At 40.2% G+C, this 22579-nt stretch carries 19 protein-coding genes; 8 read left to right on the top strand and 11 right to left on the bottom strand.

The features are described from left to right. Positions 1-113 precede the first annotated feature (113 nt). On the bottom strand, positions 114-1124 hold the full coding sequence (gene gap / locus AC4PG5_RS07800; RefSeq protein ID WP_492028378.1) for a type I glyceraldehyde-3-phosphate dehydrogenase: 1011 nt from the start codon (positions 1122-1124) through the stop codon (positions 114-116). Between the two features lie 138 nt (positions 1125-1262). Between gap and mscL the strand changes: the two genes are divergently transcribed. After that, positions 1263-1709 carry a large-conductance mechanosensitive channel protein MscL gene (gene mscL, locus AC4PG5_RS07795; protein ID WP_492028377.1) on the top strand — a complete coding sequence of 149 codons (447 nt, stop codon included), beginning with the start codon at positions 1263-1265 and terminating at the stop codon, positions 1707-1709. 49 nt (positions 1710-1758) lie between these two features. Further along, complete coding sequence (gene guaA / locus AC4PG5_RS07790; RefSeq protein WP_492028376.1) at positions 1759-3282, top strand: glutamine-hydrolyzing GMP synthase; 1524 nt, start codon at positions 1759-1761, stop codon at positions 3280-3282. Positions 3283-3385: 103 nt separating this feature from the next. On the opposite strand, the gene AC4PG5_RS07785 is transcribed toward guaA, so the two are convergent. Continuing rightward, the gene (locus AC4PG5_RS07785; protein WP_492028375.1) at positions 3386-4060 is read right to left on the bottom strand and encodes a Crp/Fnr family transcriptional regulator; all 675 of its coding nucleotides are present in this window, start codon (positions 4058-4060) and stop codon (positions 3386-3388) included. Positions 4061-4195: 135 nt separating this feature from the next. Between AC4PG5_RS07785 and AC4PG5_RS07780 the strand changes: the two genes are divergently transcribed. The 4 genes from AC4PG5_RS07780 (at position 4196) to AC4PG5_RS07765 (ending at position 9654) form a co-directional block, all read left to right on the top strand. Beyond that, positions 4196-4795: a MarC family protein gene (locus AC4PG5_RS07780; RefSeq protein ID WP_492028374.1), complete on the top strand. Its 600-nt coding sequence runs from the start codon at positions 4196-4198 to the stop codon at positions 4793-4795. A gap of 264 nt (positions 4796-5059) precedes the next feature. Beyond that, complete coding sequence (locus AC4PG5_RS07775) at positions 5060-6997, top strand: glycogen debranching enzyme N-terminal domain-containing protein (protein ID WP_492028373.1); 1938 nt, start codon at positions 5060-5062, stop codon at positions 6995-6997. A 17-nt stretch (positions 6998-7014) separates the two neighbouring features. Next, on the top strand, positions 7015-8286 hold the full coding sequence (locus AC4PG5_RS07770) for a glycosyltransferase (protein ID WP_492030716.1): 1272 nt from the start codon (positions 7015-7017) through the stop codon (positions 8284-8286). A gap of 15 nt (positions 8287-8301) precedes the next feature. Continuing rightward, positions 8302-9654: a glycoside hydrolase family 57 protein gene (locus tag AC4PG5_RS07765; RefSeq protein WP_492028372.1), complete on the top strand. Its 1353-nt coding sequence runs from the start codon at positions 8302-8304 to the stop codon at positions 9652-9654. 188 nt (positions 9655-9842) lie between these two features. Here the strand turns inward: AC4PG5_RS07765 and AC4PG5_RS07760 are convergent, their stop codons facing one another. Together AC4PG5_RS07760 and AC4PG5_RS07755 are read right to left on the bottom strand one after the other, a co-directional pair. After that, positions 9843-11480, bottom strand: a complete 1638-nt coding sequence (locus AC4PG5_RS07760) for a DUF4270 domain-containing protein (RefSeq protein WP_492028371.1) — start codon at positions 11478-11480, stop codon at positions 9843-9845. 31 nt (positions 11481-11511) lie between these two features. After that, positions 11512-12339: a glycogen/starch synthase gene (locus AC4PG5_RS07755; RefSeq protein ID WP_492028370.1), complete on the bottom strand. Its 828-nt coding sequence runs from the start codon at positions 12337-12339 to the stop codon at positions 11512-11514. A gap of 143 nt (positions 12340-12482) precedes the next feature. On the opposite strand from AC4PG5_RS07755, the gene panC reads away from it, so the two are divergent. Both panC and panD read left to right on the top strand, forming a co-directional pair. Next, positions 12483-13337, top strand: coding sequence for a pantoate--beta-alanine ligase (panC, locus tag AC4PG5_RS07750; RefSeq protein WP_492028369.1), 855 nt, complete (start codon positions 12483-12485; stop codon positions 13335-13337). Positions 13338-13351: 14 nt separating this feature from the next. Continuing rightward, the gene (gene panD, locus AC4PG5_RS07745) at positions 13352-13705 is read left to right on the top strand and encodes an aspartate 1-decarboxylase (protein ID WP_492028368.1); all 354 of its coding nucleotides are present in this window, start codon (positions 13352-13354) and stop codon (positions 13703-13705) included. A 122-nt stretch (positions 13706-13827) separates the two neighbouring features. On the opposite strand, the gene AC4PG5_RS07740 is transcribed toward panD, so the two are convergent. The 7 genes from AC4PG5_RS07740 to AC4PG5_RS07710 form a co-directional block, all read right to left on the bottom strand. Next, on the bottom strand, positions 13828-16122 hold the full coding sequence (locus tag AC4PG5_RS07740; protein WP_492028367.1) for a bifunctional dihydroorotate dehydrogenase B NAD binding subunit/NADPH-dependent glutamate synthase: 2295 nt from the start codon (positions 16120-16122) through the stop codon (positions 13828-13830). Between the two features lie 156 nt (positions 16123-16278). Next, on the bottom strand, positions 16279-17553 hold the full coding sequence (gene serS / locus AC4PG5_RS07735) for a serine--tRNA ligase (protein WP_492028366.1): 1275 nt from the start codon (positions 17551-17553) through the stop codon (positions 16279-16281). Between the two features lie 164 nt (positions 17554-17717). Further along, positions 17718-17978 (bottom strand): 50S ribosomal protein L27, encoded by a 261-nt coding sequence (gene rpmA / locus AC4PG5_RS07730; protein ID WP_492028365.1) that lies wholly within the window; start codon positions 17976-17978, stop codon positions 17718-17720. Between the two features lie 23 nt (positions 17979-18001). Next, a complete protein-coding gene (gene rplU, locus AC4PG5_RS07725; protein ID WP_492028364.1) occupies positions 18002-18319 on the bottom strand; it encodes a 50S ribosomal protein L21 in 318 nt (105 codons plus the stop codon). Positions 18320-18473: 154 nt separating this feature from the next. Further along, a complete protein-coding gene (locus tag AC4PG5_RS07720; RefSeq protein ID WP_492028363.1) occupies positions 18474-20309 on the bottom strand; it encodes an HAD-IA family hydrolase in 1836 nt (611 codons plus the stop codon). Positions 20310-20330: 21 nt separating this feature from the next. Then, complete coding sequence (locus AC4PG5_RS07715) at positions 20331-21050, bottom strand: ABC transporter ATP-binding protein (RefSeq protein ID WP_492028362.1); 720 nt, start codon at positions 21048-21050, stop codon at positions 20331-20333. A 25-nt stretch (positions 21051-21075) separates the two neighbouring features. After that, entirely contained in the window at positions 21076-22572 is a 1497-nt protein-coding gene (locus AC4PG5_RS07710; protein WP_492028361.1) for a DUF5687 family protein, read from the bottom strand. Positions 22573-22579 lie beyond the last annotated feature (7 nt).

The following is a 22579-nucleotide window of genomic DNA, read 5'->3' as shown; positions in this document are numbered from 1 at the left end:
TTGTAGATTATTTTGTAGTTACCTCATACCTTTTTAACAATATATAAACAGAAACCATAAAAAAAGAGCTGCTCCGAAGTCGGAGCAGCTCTATATCATTAGGTTTGATCTAATTAAGCGTTAACTGAAGCCATGTGAGCAACTAAGTCAAGAACTTTGTTAGAGTAACCGATTTCGTTATCGTACCAAGATACAACTTTAACGAATGTGTCAGTTAAAGCGATACCAGCTTTAGCGTCGAAGATAGAAGTGCGAGCATCTCCTAAGAAGTCAGAAGAAACAACTGCATCTTCAGTATAACCAAGAACGCCGTTCAATTCGCCTTCTGCAGCTTCTTTCATAGCAGCACAGATTTCAGCGTAAGTTGCAGGTTTTGCCAAGTTAACTGTCAAGTCAACTACTGATACGTCCAAAGTAGGAACACGCATTGACATACCTGTCAATTTGCCGTTTAATGCAGGGATTACTTTACCTACAGCTTTAGCAGCACCTGTAGAAGAAGGGATAATGTTACCAGCAGCAGCACGACCACCTCTCCAGTCTTTCATAGAAGGACCGTCAACTGTCTTTTGAGTTGCAGTTGTAGAGTGAACTGTAGTCATCAAACCGTCTGTGATACCCCATTTGTCGTTCAATACTTTAGCGATAGGAGCTAAGCAGTTTGTAGTACAAGATGCGTTAGATACGAATTGAGTACCTTTAACGTATGTTTTTTCGTTTACACCGCAAACGAACATTGGAGTGTCATCTTTAGAAGGAGCTGACATAACAACATATTTCGCACCAGCTTCGATGTGAGCTTGAGCTTTATCTTTGCTTAAGAATAAACCTGTAGATTCTACAACGTATTCAGCACCAACTTCGTCCCATTTCAAGTCAGCTGGGTTTCTTTCTGCAGTGATGCGGATAGCTTGACCGTTAACGATAAGTTTGCTGTTTTCAACGTCTGCTTCGATTGTTCCTTCGAATTGACCGTGCATTGTGTCGTATTTCAACATGTATGCCAAATAGTCAACTGGGCAAAGGTCATTGATACCTACGATTTGAATATCGTTTCTTGTTTGAGCAGCGCGGAATACGAAACGGCCGATACGTCCGAATCCATTAATACCTACTTTAATCATTTTGTTTAAACTTTTAAGGGTTTTATAAATAGTTGTTCTATGTTATTAAACATCAGCACTTAGACTCTAAATGCGGTGCAAAAATACTAAAATGTTTTTATATTAGCACATTAATTTATTATTAAATAAAAAAAAAAGATGGGAAAGAATACTTTTTTGCAAGAGTTTAAAACCTTTGCCATGAAAGGTAATGTAATGGATATGGCAGTCGGTATTATCATCGGGGCTGCTTTTGGGAAAATAGTCTCTTCTATAGTTAATGATCTGATCATGCCGCTTGTGGGGCTTTTGGTTGGAGGTGTAAACTTTGCCGATTTGAAATGGGTCTTGAAAGCAGCAGAATATGGAGCAGATGGGAAAGAACTTTCTGCCGCTGTAGTCTTAAATTATGGGACGTTTATTCAGACCACTTTCGATTTTTTAGTGATTGCTTTTTCTATCTTTTTGTTTATTCGTTTGATTAATCGAACCTTAATAAAAAAAGAGGAGTCGAAGTCCGAAGAACAGAAGCCTGAGCCTCCTATACCTACAAAGGAAGAATCGTTATTAGCAGAAATTCGTGATTTACTGAAAGAAAAGAGGTAATATCTTCCAGATTTTGCCTATTTTTGCATGCAAATCATAACATATATATATGCAAGAAAAAATAATTATCCTTGATTTCGGTTCACAAACGACACAACTTATCGGTCGTAGAGTGCGTGAATTGGATATTTATTGTGAGATCCTTCCTTATAATAAATTTCCAAAAGATGATGAGAATATTAAAGGGGTGATTCTCTCCGGAAGTCCATTCTCGGTATACGACAAAAGTGCTTTCAAAATTGATTTGAGTGAGATACGCGGTAAATATCCGATCTTGGGTATTTGTTATGGTGCGCAATTCATGTCTTATTCTAATGGCGGACGAGTAGAACCTGCCGGTACACGTGAATACGGGCGTGCTCATTTGGCAACGTTCTGCAAAGAGAATCCTTTATTTAAAGGAGTACGCGAAAATTCTCAAGTGTGGATGAGCCATGGGGATACAATCACTGCCATTCCTGATAATTTCAAAAAGATAGCTTCTACGGATAAAGTGGAAATCGCTGCTTATCAGATTGAAGGTGAAAAGGTTTGGGGTGTACAATTCCATCCGGAAGTATTCCATAGCGAAGACGGTACACAAATGTTGAAGAACTTTGCAGTTGATGTTTGTGGCTGTAAGCAAGATTGGTCACCTAGCTCGTTTATTGAAAGTACAGTGGCTGAATTGAAGAAACAGTTGGGCAATGATAAAGTGGTGCTTGGCTTGAGTGGCGGAGTAGATTCTTCGGTTGCTGCTGTTTTGTTACATCGGGCCATCGGCAAGAACTTGACTTGTATTTTTGTGGATCATGGTATGCTTCGCAAAAACGAATTCAAGAACGTGATGCACGACTATGAGTGTCTCGGTTTGAATGTGATAGGTGTTGATGCGAGTGAGAAGTTCTTCTCTGAATTGTCGGGTGTTGTAGAACCTGAACAGAAACGTAAGATTATTGGTAAAGGCTTTATTGAAGTATTCGATCAAGAGGCTCATAAAATACAAGATGTGAAATGGTTGGCTCAAGGTACGATCTATCCGGATTGCATTGAATCATTATCTATCACAGGAACAGTGATTAAGAGTCACCACAATGTGGGGGGATTACCAGAGAAGATGCATCTTAAACTTTGTGAGCCATTGCGCTTATTGTTTAAAGATGAAGTACGTCGTGTCGGTCGCGAGTTGGGTATGCCTGAGCATCTGATTACTCGTCATCCTTTCCCGGGACCTGGATTGGCGGTTCGTATTCTTGGTGATATCACTCCTGAAAAAGTACAGATCTTGCAAGAAGCTGACGATATCTTTATCCAAGGCTTGCGCGATTGGGACTTGTATGATCACGTTTGGCAGGCTGGAGTGATCCTATTGCCGGTACAGTCGGTAGGTGTTATGGGTGATGAACGGACGTATGAAAGAGCGGTAGCTTTGCGTGCGGTGACTTCAACCGATGCTATGACAGCCGATTGGGCACGTTTGCCTTACGACTTTATGGCTAAAGTCTCTAACGACATTATTAATAAGGTTAAGGGGGTGAATCGAGTAACTTATGATATTAGTTCTAAGCCACCTGCTACTATTGAGTGGGAATAATTAATCTTTAAGATATAAAAAGAAAGACAGCCGTTCGTTGTGATGGCTGTCTTTTTTTTATTTGTTTTTGGTTAGTGGTAGGCGGTTGAGTTGATAGTCGTTCCTAGCCGGTATATTCAATCAGTTTTTGTATATCGGAAATAACAATCTCTTTCCGTTTTAATTCTATCAGTTGTTTCTTTTGCATTGTATTCAATATTTTAGAGATGCTTAAGCGGGTGCAATCTAGATATTGTGCAAAATCCTCCATTTTGATTTTTAGAATCTTTTCACCTTGGAACCGTTCGGTATGACTGAGTATGAAACTAATGATGCGTTTCTCTAGATCGACTTCCGGAACTTCCCAAAGTTTAGCGTATAAGTTTTGAGCACGATTAGTCAAGATGTTCATATAGTTTAATCGAAAGATTTCATATTCTAGTAAATGGTGCAATACAAACCATTTATCAATGCTGACGGTATGCGTCTCGGTATAGGCTACGTAGTCGGAAACGTATGATGTATTCATTCCGAACAAAGATTGCGGTTCGATGACATAAGGCCCTTCCAATCGCTCAATGAAACTAAAACGATCTTCCTTTGAAAAGGTTTTGAGAAGGACTTTCCCTTTGAGGATGAAACAGAGCTTGTCACAAGGCTTACCGCTTCGAATGATGACTTCTCCCGGTTTGTGCTTTGTGAAGTGTAATTTTACCTTTTCAAGGATCGTTGTAAAATCTTCGTGGCAAAGTCCTTGAAAAAGAGGTAGTTGAAGTAGAGTGTCGAACATTGTTTCCATATCATCCTATTCTACAGTTGATATACAAAAATAGATATAATCTTGTGTTATGGTAAAAAAACAGCAATTCTTTTTGTTTTTTTATTGTTTTGGTGCATAAAAATAGGTTATATTTGCATTAAAAAAGGAGGAAATATGTTTCAGGATTTTGATGTACAACAGCTTGTTGCGGCATTCTTTGCTTTGTTTGCAGTTATTGATATTTTAGGAGCAATACCAATAATTATTGACTTAAAGTCTAAAGGGCGAGGGGTGAATGCTGTTAAGGCGACTCTTATTTCTTTTTCTATTCTTCTGGCCTTTTTTTATGTGGGTGATGCCATGCTTAATATTTTCAACGTCGATATTAAATCGTTTGCTGTCGCGGGAGCATTTGTCATCTTTTTAATGTCGTTGGAAATGATTCTGGATATTGAAATCTTTAAAAATCAAGGTCCGATAAAAGAGGCTACACTTGTACCTTTGGTTTTCCCTTTACTTGCGGGATCTGCTACTTTTACCACACTATTATCTCTTCGTGCATTGCATGCTAGTGTCAATATTATTATCGCTTTAATTTTAAATATGGTCTGGGTTTATTTTGTGGTTAGCATGACCGAGCGTGTGGAGCACTTCTTGGGAAAGAGTGGTATTTACATCCTTCGCAAATTCTTTGGTATTATCCTTCTAGCGATCTCTGTGAAGATGTTTACCGAGAATATCACCTCTTTGATTGATACGTTGCAAGGACATTAATTGATTAAAATCATTCGTTCTTCGAAATATTTTCATAAAAAGGCATGTCATTGACGACATGCCTTTTTTTATGATATCAGTGGCCAATATGACATAATTATAAAATGAATATTCTCTTTCCTGCAATTGATCAAGGTTTCTAAAGGTCCGATTGATAAATAATGTTGCATTTAATTTTTATATTTACCTATAATTCGTACTTTTGGGATTACAGACGTCATAATATTTTAAGAATAACAATTAACCTTTAAATAACACACAACTATGAGTTATTTACGATTCGACAAGACTCTAATGACTAATCTCGAGGAATCGCTTCAAAGAGAGATTCTTCGTTCGAATAAGTCCGGAGCTTATCATTGTACGACCATTGTCGATTGCAATACCCGTAAGTATCATGGCTTATTGGTCATTCCTGTGCCCAATTTGGATGATGAGAATCACGTATTGCTATCCTCTTTAGATGAGACAGTCGTGCAGCATGGTGCTGAGTTTAATTTGGGTTTACATAAATATCAGGGGAACCATTTTAGTCCTAATGGGCATAAATATATCCGTGAATTTGATTGTGAGCGCATCCCAGCGACAATCTATCGAGTGGGGGGAGTTATCTTGCGTAAAGAGAAAATCTTCGTTCACCATGAAAATAGACTTTTGATTCGTTACACTTTATTGGATGCTCATTCTGCAACGACCTTACGCTTGCGTCCTTTTCTTGCTTTTCGTAGTGTGCGAGAGTATACCCATGAGAATGACCAATACCAACGGGAGTATCAAGAGGTCGAAAATGGGATAAAGACCTGTATGTATCCCGGATACCCTGAGCTCTATATGCAATTGAATAAGAAAAATGAATTTCATTTCTGTCCCGATTGGTATAGAGGCATTGAATACCCTAAAGAACAAGAGCGCGGATATGATTTTAATGAAGATCTATATGCACTGGGTTATTTTGAAATTGATATTAAAAAAGGAGAGAGCGTTGTCTTCTCGGCCGGAATTTCTGATATCTCATCTCGGTCGTTAAAGCAACTGTTCGATAGGGAAGTTAACGACCGTACTCCTCGCGATAGCTTCTATAACTGTTTGAAAAATTCCGCTCATCAGTTTCATAACAAACAAGACAACGAGTATTACATCATTGCGGGTTATCCGTGGTTTAAATGTCGTGCTCGGGATTTATTTGTTGCTTTACCGGGGTTGACTCTTGGTATTGATGAAGTGGGACAGTTCGAAAAGGTCATGAATACGGCGGAGAAGGCGATTCGGCAATACATTAACGGTGAACCTCAAAGTTATAAGATTTATGAAATGGATCATCCTGATGTTCTGCTTTGGGCCATCTGGGCGATTCAACAATATGCCAAAGAGACCTCTAGGGAGCAGTGCAGAAATCGATATGGCGATTTATTGGTCGACATGATTGAATTTATCAGAGGCGGAAAGCATCCGAACTTGTTCTTGCACAGCAATGGTTTGCTTTATGCTAACGGCAGTGAAAAGGCGATTACTTGGATGAATGCTACAGTCGATAATAGGCCGGTGACTCCTCGTACGGGGTATATCGTGGAATTTAATGCATTGTGGTATAATGCCCTCCGATTTATCGCAGAGATGATTAGAGAAGGAGGACGTGAATCGTTGGCTGATGTACTTGATGAACAAGCGCTGCAGACCGGAAAGGCGTTTGTAGATGTCTTTTTGAATGAATATGGCTATCTGCTGGATTATGTCGACGGAAACTTCATGGATTGGAGTGTGCGTCCGAACATGATTTTTGCTGTGGCATTCGATTATTCACCTTTAGATCGGACACAGAAGAAGAAGGTCTTGGATACGGTGACTAAAGAGTTGTTGACTCCTAAGGGATTGCGTACCTTAAGTCCTAAAAGCGTCGGCTATAACCCGAATTATGTCGGTCCACAGAGCCAGCGCGACTATGCTTATCATCAAGGTACAGCTTGGCCTTGGCTGATGGGATTTTATATGGAAGCTTATCTACGTATTTATAAGATGAGTGGACTGTCGTTTATCGAACGACATCTTATTGGTCTGGAAGATGAGCTGACTATTCACTGTGTAGGCTCGTTACCGGAACTTTTCGACGGTAATCCTCCTTTTAAAGGGCGTGGTGCAGTCTCGTTTGCGATGAATGTTGCCGAGATCTTACGTCTATTGAAATTATTATCACGGTTTTATTAATGAGAGGAGGAACAAAGATGAAAGTTTTAATGTTTGGGTGGGAGTTCCCTCCGCATATTCTAGGTGGATTAGGTACGGCAAGTTATGGACTCACTAAGGGAATGTCGATGCAGGATGACCTTGAAATTACATTCTGTATTCCTAAACCTTGGGGAGATGAAGATCAGAGCTTCTTAAAAATTATCGGAATGAATAGTACTCCGGTCGTTTGGAAGGATGTCAACTGGGAGTCGGTCGATCATCGAATGGGAGGGTATATGGATCCTCAGCTTTATTATGATTTGCGCGATCACATCTATGCTGATTTTAGATACCTGCATACGAACGATCTGGGCTGTTTGGAGTTTTCCGGACGATATCCCGATAATCTTCATGAAGAGATTAACAACTATTCGATTGTGGCCGGAGTGGTGGCCAGACAGCAACAATATGATATTATTCACTCACACGATTGGCTGACTTATCCGGCTGGTATACATGCTAAGCAGGTTTCCGGTAAACCGTTGGTGATCCATGTTCATGCAACCGACTTTGATCGTAGTCGCGGGAATGTGAACCCGACGGTGTATGCCATTGAGAAGAATGGAATGGATTATGCCGATCATATCATGTGTGTCAGTGAACTGACCCGTCAGACGGTGATTCATAAGTATTTCCAAGATCCTAGAAAAGTCTCTACGATGCATAATGCGGTCGAACCGTTGTCGCAGGAGATCAATGAGATCGTTCCTAAAAAGATACCTGGTGAGAAGGTGGTGACGTTCTTAGGGCGAATCACAATGCAGAAAGGACCGGAATATTTTGTTGAGGCGGCTGCGATGGTGCTCCGTCGGACACAGAATGTGCGTTTTGTGATGGCCGGAAGTGGGGATATGATGAATCAAATGATTCGTTTGGCTGCCGAAAGGGGGATTGCCGATCATTTCCATTTTCCTGGTTTCATGAAGGGTAATCAGGTGTATGAGATGTTGAAAGCTAGTGATGTGTATATCATGCCTTCTGTTTCAGAACCTTTTGGCATTTCTCCTTTGGAGGCAATGCAATGTAGTGTACCGACTATCATCTCAAAACAGTCGGGCTGTGCCGAGATCTTGAATAATTGTATTAAAACCGATTACTGGGATATTCAAGCGATGGCTGATGCTATTTATTCGATTTGTACTTATCCGGCGATGTATGATTATTTGCGTGAAGAGGGAAAGAGAGAAGTCGATGAGATCAAATGGGAAAATGTCGGGTACAAGGTTCGCGGCATTTATGATGAGATACTAACAAATTACGGACTATAATAAATAGAATAGACTATGAGAACAATATGTCTTTATTTCGAAATACATCAGATTATTCACCTAAAGCGCTATCGTTTCTTTGATATTGGTACGGATCATTATTATTACGATGACTTTGCCAATGAAACGGGGATGAACGAAGTGGCTGAACGTTCGTATATTCCAGCTTTACAAACGTTGCTCGAGATGATTGAAACGTCGGGGCGATCGTTTAAGGTGGCTTTTTCTATCTCCGGAGTGGCTCTCGAACAATTGGAAATTCATGCTCCAACGGTGATTGATCTACTTCATCAAATCAATGACACCGGTTGTTGTGAGTTCCTCTGCGAACCTTATTCTCATGGATTGTCTTCATTGGCCAATGAGGATTGTTTCCGAGAAGAGGTGATGCGTCAAAGTCAGAAGATGAAACAGATGTTTGGTAAAGAACCGAAAGTGTTTCGTAACTCCGGTTTGGTCTATTCGGATGAGATTGGTGAGCTTGTGGCTTCGATGGGCTTCAAAGGGATGCTTGCTGAAGGGGCAAAAAACATCTTGGGTTGGAAGAGTCCTCATTATGTTTACCATTGCAATAGTGCTTCAGGACTCAAGCTGCTTTTGAGAGACTACAAACTATCGGACGATATTAGTTTGCGTTTCTCTAATTCGGAATGGTCTGAGTACCCTCTGTTTGCAGATAAGTATATCGGATGGATTGATGCTTTGCCTCAAGAAGAACAGGTCATCAACTTGTTTATGGAATTAAGTGCATTAGGCGGCTCTCAACCACTATCTTCCAATATTCTAGAATTTATTAAAGCGTTGCCTTCGTGTGCTTCTGCCAAGGGGATTACGTTCTCTACACCGACCGAGATCGTATCACGGTTGAAATCAATTTCTCCGTTGGATGTTCCTTATCCAATGTCTTGGATGGATGAAGAGCGCGATACGAGTTGTTGGCTTGGTAATGTTTTGCAGCGTGAGGCGTTTAATAAGCTTTATAGCATTGCAGAGCGTGTTCACTTATGTGGTGATCGTCGAATAAAACAGGATTGGGATTATCTGCAAGCTACGAATAATTTCCGTTTTATGACGACAAAGAATACCGGAATTGTGCTCGATCGTGGTATTTATGATTCTCCTTACGATGCTTTTACGAACTATATGAACATCCTGAGTGACTTCATCAAACGGGTGAATGCTTTGTATCCGGTTGACGTGGATAATGAGGAGTTGAATTCTTTGCTGACGACCATTAATAATCAAGGTCGAGAGATCGCAGAGTTGCAAAAGCGTTTGAGTAAATGTAATGAGACACTCGAGAAGAAAACGTCGAAACGGACCGCTCCTAAAAAGAAGGCGGAATCTAAAACAACACGATCGAAATAACGTTTTGATCGGTGCTATAAAAAAGCTGTCTCAGAATAGGATGAGACAGCTTTTTTTATAGTGTTTGGGGGAGGAAGTTGTGTGCAGTAAAAATCAAAAGGAAAAATAAAGGTAAAATAAGAAGAGGCTGTTCTAATCTAAGTTAGAACAGCCCCTTCTTATTTTTATGATGTTATTAGGATTCGACTTTATGGCCGATTTGTAGAAATAACTTCTAATTTTAATCGATAGTTTTCATCATCCAATCCTTTTCTTCCACCCTTTAAGCGAACATAACCAGGCCTTAAATCGTGTTGCACCTTAGTGATTTGCACACTGTTTTGATAATAATTATTCGACGTTTCTTTAGTCACAAGTACAGGAATTAACAATAGCTTATCCCAGTCGGTTGCTGATTTCCATGCTTCAATGGTGGTCACCGTTTTTTCTTCGATAGTTCCCTTGTCATTTCTCACTTTAACCACAATGCTCTTCTTTTCGTCCAGCTCTTTTTGAGCAGCATCTTTTTCGTCGATTAATGTGGTAATCATTCTCATTATATTGTTGAAAATGTATTGGTTAGGCTTGTCTGTGGCTACCGATCCAATGTAAGATGTAATATTATCATTGATCTTGTTCTGTTCAAAGAAAGAATCTTTCTCCTTCTTCGGCAATAACAAAACATCCGAAGGAGCAGTCATGCCAAATAATTGATCAACTTCTTGATTGTAATTAGTAAATGATAATTTTACTGAATTCAATACATCATTTTTGATTTTATCAAAGTCTTCTAATGGAAGCTTAACTTCAGTGAAAATGCCTGCAGGAGTTTTTAGATACGTCCAAGTCGGAATATTAATCAGTTCATTGATCTTATTATCATCATTGATCAGTTGATTCGCTTGGATCATCTCTCTAGTTGAAGAAAATGGTCGGTAAGCATAATAGGTTGAGTCTATTGCATTTCCATTCTCGTCTTTAGCATATTTCTTTTTAAGCTTCAGTCCGGTTTCTTTATCAGTCGCATAGCACTCAAAAACCGTATTTAACTGTACCTGATCGATATATAAGATTGTACCATCGCCATAATCACTTTTAACGTATAATCCAGGCATTATTTTGCTGTTGAACTCTTCGCTAAGTTTTCCTAATCTAGACGATTTTAGGAGTTCATATCCCAAGGTGTTATCTTTTAGTGTTAAATGAACACTAGGGGTGTAAGTACTTTCATTACGTTTAGCTTCGCTCACTGAATAATCGACAGCAGTGTATGCTTTTTGACCTAGCAAATCTTCTTTATAGTAAAGGCTCGTAGGATCAATATCGGTATAATAAGCTTTATCCGGATTTATTTTTTCATGTAACTTATATACGCTGAGTCGACAAGGAGCCGCATCGTCACCAAAGTATTTCGAATACCAAAGATAGATTTCTGTGGCATAGATGTTACCAACTTTCTTCCCATCAACGACTGTTCCACCGTCAATCATACTTCCGGTTGCTCTAACAGCCTCCGAACTGTTTGGGTCAACAGGTTCGTTTTTAGCATTATAAGCTTGGTAGACTTCAGGATAAGTCATCCCCTCCGGACAATTTAACTCTGTTAAGAAGCCGGAGTTATAAGTCCCGAATGTTGGATCCGTAAATTTCCCGACATATCCGATTTTCGATTTAGCATAGATGCGACCGGAAGAAACAGATTCTGTTGTGACATCAAAAGTTGAAAATCGCCCATTGATGTTTTTGTCGCTATCCGGGAACATACCTAGGCCTAAGGCACCAGTGTTATCGTCACATCCCCAGAATGTCATTGCTAATAGGGCTACCAAGGCATATTTAGCTTTCATAATAGTTGGTATCTTGATTTTTAGTTATTTTTTATTTACTCGTCGTTTCCCATACTTTATCGTAAAAATCATTGCAAGCGTCTGTATATGCTTCAAAATCGCTTTGATAATCTAATACTAGTTTCCCGTTTTGTGCTGCATACGACATGAGTTCATCATTGATGTTTGGACTGTTTTGAATCACACCATCAGAATGATCTATAGCCAATTTACATAAGGTTGCATGATTAATCGGTTCTTGTAGTGTTTTGATATCATCTTCATTAATACCTTTCAACATGAGTTTAGATGCAAAATCAGGACTAAATGTCGATTTGAAGTCATCTTCATAAGCCGAAAAAACAACTTTGGCATCACGGAACGAAGGCTCGTCTTTGTAAGCCTTCTTGATGTACAAAGGAGCAAGTGCAGTCATCCAGCCGTGGCAATGGATCACATCAGGGCACCAACGCAATTTCTTAACTGTTTCCAGAACGCCTCTAGCATAGAATATAGCCCGACTGTCATTGTCTTCATATTCCAAGCCTTCTTCATCGGCAGTTTGTAATCTGTTTTGGAAATAATCGTCGTTGTCAATAAAGTAAACCTGCATGCGTGCAGACTGAATGGAAGCAACTTTTATAATTAATGGGTGGTCAGTGTCATCAATGATTAGGTTCATACCCGATAGACGAATGACTTCATGCAATTGATTCCTGCGCTCATTAATATTGCCCCACTTAGGCATGAAGGTTCTGATCTCTCTTCCCTTTTCTTGAATGGATTGTGGCAAGTTTCTACCAACGTTAGCCATTTCAGACCCTGGGACGTAAGGTGTAATTTCTTGTGTAATAAATAAAACTTTAGTCGCCTTTGTCATAATAACAATAGTTCTCTATGAATATTCTGCAAAGATAACAAAAAAAATGAGGTTTAAGTAGCATATTCTTTCTTTATATGGCAAATATTAGTTTATTTTGCAGAGTTTTTGCAAACGATAAAATATTAATTCAATTAGCAATAATGAAGATTATACACACTATCAGTGATTTGCAGTCGGAGTTGACTGCCTTAAAATCACTAGGTAAGAGAATAGGATTAGTTCCTACAATGGGAGCTTTACATGAGGGACATGCCTCTTTAGTAAAGCGTTGTGTAGCAGAAAATGGGGTAACGGTTGTTAGTGTTTTTGTTAATCCGACGCAGTTTAACGATAAAAAGGATTTAGAAAAATATCCACGTACATTAGACGCGGATTGTCGTTTATTGGAGTCTTGTGGAGCGAATTTTGTGTTTGCTCCATCTGTTGAGGAAATGTACCCTCAGCCTGATACTCGTTCTTTTAGTTATCCACCGCTGGATGTTGTTATGGAGGGGCTTTTTCGCCCAGGACATTTCAATGGCGTCTGTCAGATTGTGAGTAAACTTTTTGACGCAGTGACTCCTGATACCGCTTATTTTGGAGAGAAAGACTTCCAGCAGTTGGCCATTATTCGAGAGATGGTTCGTCAGATGAATTATGACATTCGAGTGGTTGGATGTCCAATTGTTCGAGAAGAAGATGGCTTGGCTTTGAGTAGCCGAAATAAACGATTATCTGAAAAAGATCGTAAAAATGCCTTAAATATTTCAAGAACCTTGTTTGAAAGTCGTAACTTTGCAGCGAATCATTCGGTCGCAGAAACACAATCAATGGTTGAATGTTCAATCGGTGATAGTGAGGGACTTGAGCTTGAATATTTCGAGATCGTTGATGGTTATACGTTGCAAAAAGTGAACCATTGGGATGATGCTCCTTATATTGTAGGCTGTATTACAGTGTTCTGTGGCGATGTACGTTTGATCGATAATATGAAGTATAAAGAAGTTGAAAACTAAAGGATAATCGTTATATGATGATTGAAGTATTAAAGTCTAAAATTCATTGTGCACGGGTCACTGAGGCTAATTTGAATTATATTGGTAGTATTACTATTGACGAAGATTTGATGGATGCCGCTAATATGATAGCCGGAGAGAAAGTCTGCATCACAGATAATAATAATGGTGAACGTTTTGAGACTTATATCATTAAAGGTGAACGCGGATCTGGTAAGATTTGCTTGAATGGAGCTGCTGCTCGTAAAGTTCAACCTGGCGATATTGTCATTATTATGTCTTATGCATTGATGGACTTTGAAGAAGCTAAGGCGTTTAAGCCAACCATCGTTTTCCCGAATCCGGAGAACAATAGTGTGGTTAAATAATACACTCGTTTTTGTCTAAAGGGAGCAATTCTTTGATTGATGAATGAGGCGATAAAAAAAGTGATCGCAGGTTTGAATTTATGTTCAATCTGCGATCACTTTTTGATTTGTATGTATCTACTTTACTTCTTGAGTTGTAAATGCATTGAAGCTGCAGCTTTGCGTCCGTCGCCCATGGCTAAGATGACTGTTGCACCGCCGCGTACAATATCACCACCTGCGTAGATGGTTGGTATAGACGATTGCATATTATCGTTAACGACAATTGTGCCTCTTCTGCCGACCTCTAGTCCCTTGATCGAACTTGGTACGATTGGGTTAGGGGAAACACCGACGCTGACAATGGCAAGATCGATATCGATGGTTTCTGTTTCACCTGGGATGGCGATCGGGCTACGTCTGCCTGAAGCATCCGGTTCGCCTAGAGCCATCTTCTGGAGGATCACTTGTTTCACACAGCCTTGTTCGTCAGCGATGTATTCTAGTGGGTTGTGTAACGTGAGGAATTCAACGCCTTCTTCTTTGGCATGCTTCACTTCCTCAAGTCGCGCAGGCATCTCTTCTTCCGAACGGCGATAAATAATCATTGCTCGTTCTGCCCCTAATCGTCTAGCTGTACGTACCGAGTCCATAGCGGTATTACCTCCACCGATAACGGCTACTCGTTTGCCGAGTGTGACCGGTGTATCAGAGTCCGGACTAGCAGCATCCATCAGATTGACACGCGTTAGGTATTCATTAGAAGACATGATGTTGATCGAGTTCTCGCCAGGGATATTCATGAAGTTTGGAAGTCCCGCACCAGAAGCTACGAATATGCCTTTGAAACCGTCGTTCTCTAATTCTTCAACACTGACTGTTTTTCCAATGATGCAGTCTTTGATGAACTTAACGCCCATTTTAGCTAAGTTATTAATCTCAACATCGACAATCTCATTAGGTAGACGAAATTCCGGAATACCATATTTTAATACCCCGCCAATTTCGTGTAAAGCCTCAAATACGGTTACGTCATATCCTAGCTTGATCATATCTCCGGCAAATGATAACCCTGCAGGACCAGAGCCGATCACGGCAACTTTAATGCCATTCTTCTCATTGATCTCAGGGATTGATATTTGTCCGCTTTCTCTTTCATAATCTGCTGCGAAGCGTTCGAGGTGGCCGATGGCTACAGCCGGCTTACCCATTTTGAGGTGAATACATTTTGATTCACATTGTTTCTCCTGTGGGCATACGCGACCACATACGGCTGGCAATGCGCTGGTTTCTTTTAGTGTTTTGGCTGCATCTAGGAACTCTCCACGTTCGATATGTTTAATAAAGCGAGGAATGTCAATACCTACAGGACAACCTTCCATACATCCCGGGTTGGCACAGTCTAAACAACGTTTTGCTTCTGTGAGTGCTTGATCGGCAGTGAGGCCTTGATTGACTTCCTCTTTCCGACTGTGTGAACGGTATTCCGGGTCGAGCTCGTTCATTTCTACTCGTGGAATGGCTGTACGTTCTTTAGGAGACATCGACTTGCGAATTTCCTGACGCCAAGCGGCATTGCGACTTTTCTCGTCGGTCTCGTTTGAGGGTTCGCTAGCTGTTGTTGGGTGGAGTAGGTTCATTTTCTCGTTTTCAATCTTCTTGAAAGCTCCCATACGTTTGAGCATCTCGTCGAAGTTAACTTGGTGGCCATCGAATTCCGGGCCATCCACGCAAACGAATTTGGTTTTTCCACCTACGGTGATACGACACGCACCGCACATACCGGTACCGTCGACCATAATGGTGTTTAATGATACGGTTGTCGGGATCTCATATTTTTTAGTCAGCAGGCAGACAAACTTCATCATGATAGCCGGTCCGATGGCGAAGCAGTGGTTCACCTTCTCGCGTTTAATGACCTCTTCTACTCCTTCAGTGACTAGTCCTTTTCTTCCATAAGAGCCGTCGTCGGTCATGATAATGACTTCGTCCGAACTCTCGCGCATCTCTTTTTCGAGAATGATTAAATCTTTACTTCTTCCAGCCAGTACGGTGATCACACGATTGCCTGCTGCTTTTAAGGCTTGAACGATTGGTAGCATAGGGGCTACTCCAACACCTCCTCCGGCACAGACTACTGTTCCAAAGTTTTCGATATGAGTTGCCTGACCGAGTGGCCCTACGATATCTGTGACTTCATCACCCTCGTTTAGATCGCAAAGACGAGTCGATGAAAGTCCTACTTTTTGAACAACAAGGGTTATGGTGCCCTTTTTGATATCAGCACCTGCAATAGTTAAAGGCATACGTTCACCTTTTTCACCGACACGCACGATAACGAAGTGACCCGCTTTGCGTGATTTGGCAATTAACGGCGCTTCTATTTCAAATTTAAACACTTTCTCAGAGAAGCGTTCTTTACAAACAATTTTGTTCATTATTTTATTTAGTTAGCTGGATTTTATTAACTGCTAGTTATTGAACTTATTATGAAGACAAAGATACTGTTTATTTATGAAATCAAAAAGAAAATAAAAACAAAGCCACCCTTATAAAAGAGTGGCTTTGTGATTTGTTTTATGGTTTTTTTTCTGTTAGTCTATGAGGTCAAAACCGCAATAAGGAACCAAAGCTTTAGGGATTCTAATACCTTCAGGTGTTTGGTTGTTTTCAAGTAAAGCAGCGACAATTCGTGGTAAGGCTAGAGCTGAACCATTGAGGGTGTGACAAAGTTCTGTCTTCTTGTCTCCTGTGCGATAACGGCATTTCAAACGGTTGGCCTGGTAAGTGTCGAAGTTCGAAACCGAGCTAACCTCCAACCAGCGTTTTTGTGCTTCCGAGTAAACCTCAAAGTCGAAGCAAAGCGCAGCGGTAAAACTCATGTCACCTCCGCAAAGGCGTAAGATGCGATAAGGAAGCTCTAGCTTTTGCAAGAGTCCTTCAACATGAGCTAACATTTCTTTGTGTGATTGTTCTGAATGCTCAGGTTTGTCGATACGTACGAGTTCGACTTTTGAGAATTCATGTAAACGATTCAGACCACGTACATCTTTTCCATACGAACCGGCTTCACGACGGAAACATTGCGTGTAGGCACAATTCATGATCGGAAGTTGTTTTTCATCTAAAATCACATCACGGTAGATATTCGTTACCGGAACTTCAGCCGTTGGGATGAGGTATAAATCGTCTAGCTGACAGTGATACATCTGGCCTTCTTTGTCAGGCAACTGTCCTGTACCATAACCCGATGCTGCATTGACTACAGTTGGCGGCATGATTTCTGTATATCCCGATTTGCGGGCTTCATCCAGGAAGAAGTTGATCAATGCACGTTGTAATTGTGCTCCCTTACCTTTGTAAACCGGGAAACCGGCTCCTGTGATTTTTACGCCGAGGTCGAAATCGATTAAATCGTATTTTTTAGTGAGCTCCCAATGAGGTAGAGCATCTACAGGAAGTGGGTTTTCCATTCCTCCTGTGCGTTCTACAACATTTTCTTCGGCTCCTTTGCCTTCCGGAACACTTTCATAAGGAAGGTTAGGTATGGTGTATAATATGTTTTGTAATTCTGTGGCAGCCTCTGTCATCTCTGCGTCTAAACCTTTGTTTTCTTCTTTTAGTGCAGATACTTTGGCGCGTGCAGCTTCTGCTTCTTCTTTAGCGCCCTCTTTCATGAGTTTACCGATAGTTTTTGAGAGTGTATTTACTTCAGCGAGGTTGTTATCTAAGAGAGTTTGTGTGTTTCGTCTTTTGTCGTTGAAAGCAATAACTTGTTCAATCGTTTCTTTTGCATTTTTAAAATGCTTTTTTTCCAGACCGCGTATAACTGCTTCTGTATTTTCTGTAATCTGTTTTATAGTAAGCATATTTAGACTTTTATATGAACATTCTTTATAAGGTTACAAAGATATATAAAAAACAGATATGAGGTTACGTATAATTTTAAATATCTAGTTCTTGAGGGATAAAAAGAAAAAAGATGCATCCTTTTGGAATGCATCTTTTTTTAAGCTTTATCTGTTTCCTTTGATTATGCTTCTGCAGGAAGTACAGATACGTATCTTCTGTTTTCTTTTGTAACTTTGAAGTTAACAGTACCATCTACTAAAGCGAAAAGAGTGTGGTCTTTACCCATACCGATGTTTTCACCCGGATGGAATTCAGTACCTCTTTGACGAATGATGATGTTACCTGCTTTGCAAGCTTCGCCACCAAATATCTTTACGCCTAATCTTTTACTTGCTGATTCGCGGCCGTTCTTAGAACTACCGACACCTTTTTTATGTGCCATTTCTTCTTACTTTTTTAAATTGATTAAGCTATTACTTCTGTGATTGTTAATTCAGTAAACTGTTGACGATGACCGTTTAGTTTTCTGTGTCCTTTTCTTCTTTTCTTGTGGAAAACAAGAACTTTTTCGCCTTTTACTAAGTTTGAAGCCACTTGGCAAACTACTTTAGCACCTTCAACTGTAGGTAAACCTACTGTGATTGCACCTTCTTTTTCTACTAAAAGAACTTTGTCGAACTCAACTGTTGCACCGTTTTCTGCTTCTTGCATGTGGTGAACGAACAATCTCTTACCAGCTTCTGCTTTAAACTGCTGGCCATTAATTTCTACAATTGCGTACATCTTATATGTATTCTATAAGTTAGCTCCGGCGGGTGGTTTCTAATGACTTAGAGAACTCTTAATCAAACCCGTTGCGGAATAATCGGGCACAAAAATACATCTTTTATTTGGGCCGAACAAATTTTTGGAAGTTATTTTATGTATAAATAAACCGCTAACTTGCCAATAGATGATCAATAAAACTGATTACTATAAATGAAAAGAGCAAAAGCATGGCTAATAGAATGACCGCTCCTATGCTATATATGAACATTTCCAAGGTTTTTCGACAACTTTTCCAAATGGTGATGGAATAAAGTTGTTTATGAACATACATGAATATGAGAAAAATAGCCCAATAGGGGACCTCATACATACTGCTGAGATCGGCTTTTCCTTTAAACGGCAAGTAGAGTATAGAGATTAATAAGATTAGACAAGCGATGTAAGCTTGGATGAATAGTTGTTCGGTCATATTGAAATGGACCTTGCTCGATCGTTTTCTAAAACTTATTCTTGTAGCTATTGCAAATACCGGGATCATCATGAGTATCGTTACTGCTTTGTTCCCATGGGCCCATTTGGTCAGCAATTCTTCCAACGATTTAAAGAAGGGTGATTCAAATAAGTGAGACTTCGAAACCTTATCCTTATCTTTGTCTTTATCCTTTTCTTTTTTTGAGAGTTGTTTTTGTAACTCTTTGATGCTACTGTCGTTCGGCGTTATTTTTTGTCCCTTCATCACTTTATTCACAATCGAGCTGACGCTATCTCTTATGACTTTATTGGGAGTGGCTTTTAGACTGTCTTGAGTTGATGCTTGGGGATGGGCTTGAGTCGATGTTGCGACTTGGTCCTTGAAAGAAGCTTCGCTGATTTCTTTCTTAGCTTCTGATATCCCTTCTATGATTTCTTCTACAGAACTTTGCTCTTTTTCTTTTTGTAAGGCTTTCGGATCGATGATCTGTACTAATAAGATATAGACCGCAGCCAAAATAAAGAGTAACTGGAAAGGGCGGAAATAACGAACTCGTTTACCCGAGATATAATCCTTTATCATATATCCGGGACGAACGAGTAGTTCGAGTAAGGTATATCCAAACCCATGATCAATATTGGTTATTCCACCTAGAATATTTTGGAAGATCGATCGAAAGTTATAACGTACAGTTTTCCTACTCTGTCCACAGTGATTGCAGTAATTGCCGATAAAGGTATTCTTGCAGTTTAAACAGGTGGTCGGTGTGGTATTGACTTTAGCGAGTTTGTGCCCTGCCTTTCGTTTGACTCGCAAAAAACGATTGGCGGTTTTGAGATCGCGGAATCGCGCTATTCCCTGCCGCCATTCACCGACTCTTTCGGAAAAAGTTTTCCGATCGGTGAGCTCAGATAAACTCTTGATGATCTTTTTGACGTGGTGTTTTTTAAAGGTGCGACGGGTGGTCACGCCAGTCGTGACACCAATGAAATGCGTTTTTGCCGCAAAAGCGGTTTGGGCATCTATGAGGCTATCACCAATGTAAACGGTTTCTTCGGGTGAGATCTCTAATCGCTGCATCGCTAAGATCAAACCTTCGGGGCTAGGCTTTGCTTGCTCAACATCTTCACCGCCGATGATGAGGTCAAAGAAATCCTCCAGAGCCTGCTCTTTTAAAAAGCTCTCAATCCGATACCGATATTTGGTCGAGATGATACCAATGCGTTTACCACGTCTTTTGAGTTCTGTGAGGGTCGTAATGGTTTCCGGAAATAGATGGGTGTTGGGATTCATATAGATATTGGCTTCTTTGCCATATTCTATGCGGTATTGACTCAAAACATCCTTATCGGTGACTCCCGTCAGGTGACTAAATGCGTTTTCCAACGTATCACCGATCGTCTTTTTGATGGTCGCATCCGACACATCCACATATCCATGTCTGTTTAAAACGTTCTGAAAGCAAGTTACGATTCCTCGAGAAGAATCGGCTAAGGTATAATCAAAATCAAATAAATAGGTCGTATAAGGCATTAAAAGGGCGTTTTATTTTTTTTATAAATTAATATCTTGTTCCTCTACATTGAAGTAGCTCTCTAATTCTTTTTCGGCTGCATGATTGATGTTGATAATGTCTCGTATGATCACTCCTTTTTCGAGTAAGGCGATTCGTGGACAGATATCAACGGTGTGATTCAAATTGTGACTTGAAATAATAATGGTACTATGGTGAGTCTCATTGTACTTTTTAAGGATGTTTTTGATAATCGACTGCGAACTTGGGTCTAGGAAGTTGAACGGTTCATCTAAGATGAGCAATTCCGGATAGTGTAGCATAGCCGAGATGATACCGATTTTTTGTTTATTACCGGCCGAGAAGTTACGAATGTATTTCTTCTGGCTTAATACCTCACCATTCATGAAGCGTTCGAAAGGTTGAAGCCGTTGGTCGACCTCTTCTTTCTTTAATCCATAAATCTTCCCGATGAAATAGAAATATTCCTCCGGCGTTAAATAGTCGATTAAGAAACTCTCATCGATAAATGCACCGGTTGTCTTTTTCCAATTCTCGTCCTCAGCGACATTGCTGTCATTGATGTATACCGAACCGGTATCGGCTTTAAGTAGATCTAAGATTAGTCTGAATAACGTTGTTTTACCGGCGCCGTTATTACCAACCAAACCGATCATTTCGCCTTTATTAATCACGTAATGATCGATGTTGACGGCTGTTTTTTGTCCAAATATTTTTTGAAGATGATTTATTGTTAACATATTCTGCTGTTTTGGGGTGAATCAATTATTGTCGACTATCTCTAAAGCCTTCCATGTTGATGTAGCGGCGTCTCATGAAACGTTGGTAGACGTTTTTAATCCACAGTTGTGAAGTGAGTGTAAACGCAATACCGATGCTTAGAAAGATGAACTGTGTGGTTGTCGCTCCTAATACTCCTGATATTAAGTTGTAACTGATAAATGGGAGTAAGAATGCACTAAAGTTAATGACAATCTGTAGTCCGCTACCTGTCGACTGTCGGCCGGTTAGTTTCTCATTTAGTGGAACTGTTCTGGTGTTATAGACGGCGAGTTGGAAGAAGGTGCAATAGATTGGACCTGTGGTGAAGAACATCCAAGAGATGGCACATAAGAGCGTCAATTTTCCCATAAAGATGACCGGTAGCAATAAGATGAAGGGGATAACCACTCCAATGCTGTAAAAGTAATATTTGGCTTTGAGCAAACTCATAATCGATTCCCTTTTTGAGATCAGTCCGTCGAGATAGTTCCCTTCGAATCCCATGATTTGAGATAAGATGACCATGCCAAATGAAGAAAAAGAGTAGACAATGATGAAGGTGTTCATGTTTCTCCCGTCGTAGACCTCTGTGAAGCTAAGTACGGCAGAGAAAATAACAACCATGATACCTACCATGCGCAAAGAGCCTTTGCTTCGCTTGTTTCTTAACAGCATCTTTAGCTCGAGTCGCATATATTCGCCAACTTCTCCATATTTCTCGAAGAAGTGAAACTCAGACACCGTTTTGACTTTGGTATCTTTGGTCTTGCTAAGTTCTGCATAGATCAACTTCGACATCATGCGTCGATTGGCCAGCCAAAGCAATGCAATAACCGCGATGGTTAGCAGGTAGCTGAGTAAGTTACCGGTGATATAATAGCCGCCTAGGTTCATAAAGAAGTCGGTCAGCGGACTCTTCTCCGGAATGAATAGAGCCAAGATAATGCCGGTATAAGTGACAATCGGGAGAATGATCCAAGCTAAATGCTCGTCGATTAACGTTCGACAAAACAGATACCAATAGTTATTGACCAGTAGGAGTAACCAAATGCCAAAGCAATAGCTCACGACTCCCATCACTCCATAAAATTTAGTGACGGTTATGATGGCAAATGGCACAAACATAAATAGCCACAACAAGTTAAAACTGCTGAGTCCCGAACGGATCAATAGAAAATCGATCATTCGGTTTCGTTTAACCGGCAACAGGAGGTAAGGCTTTACCTCCTGTGTCGGTGTATTTTGAAACGGAAAACGTAGCATGAAATCGAGCATGAGCACAAAGATGAGCACCACAGCGTTCATGGTGTCATAAGGCTCTCTGTTGGGTGCTGCTTCTGCAAACATAAAGGCAAATGATGTACCAAAGAAAATAAGGTAGCCACCCCAAAAGATGGCTCCTATATACATCATTATTTTCCCAAATTTATTTTTGTCGTACATGGGATGCCTCTTCATGGCCAACTTCCCATGCTTACGTAATTCGTTGAAAATAATCATAATCAAA

Source organism: Bacteroides sp. QWL-09 (assembly GCF_058683585.1).
This window is presented reverse-complemented; position numbering and strand designations above follow the sequence as displayed.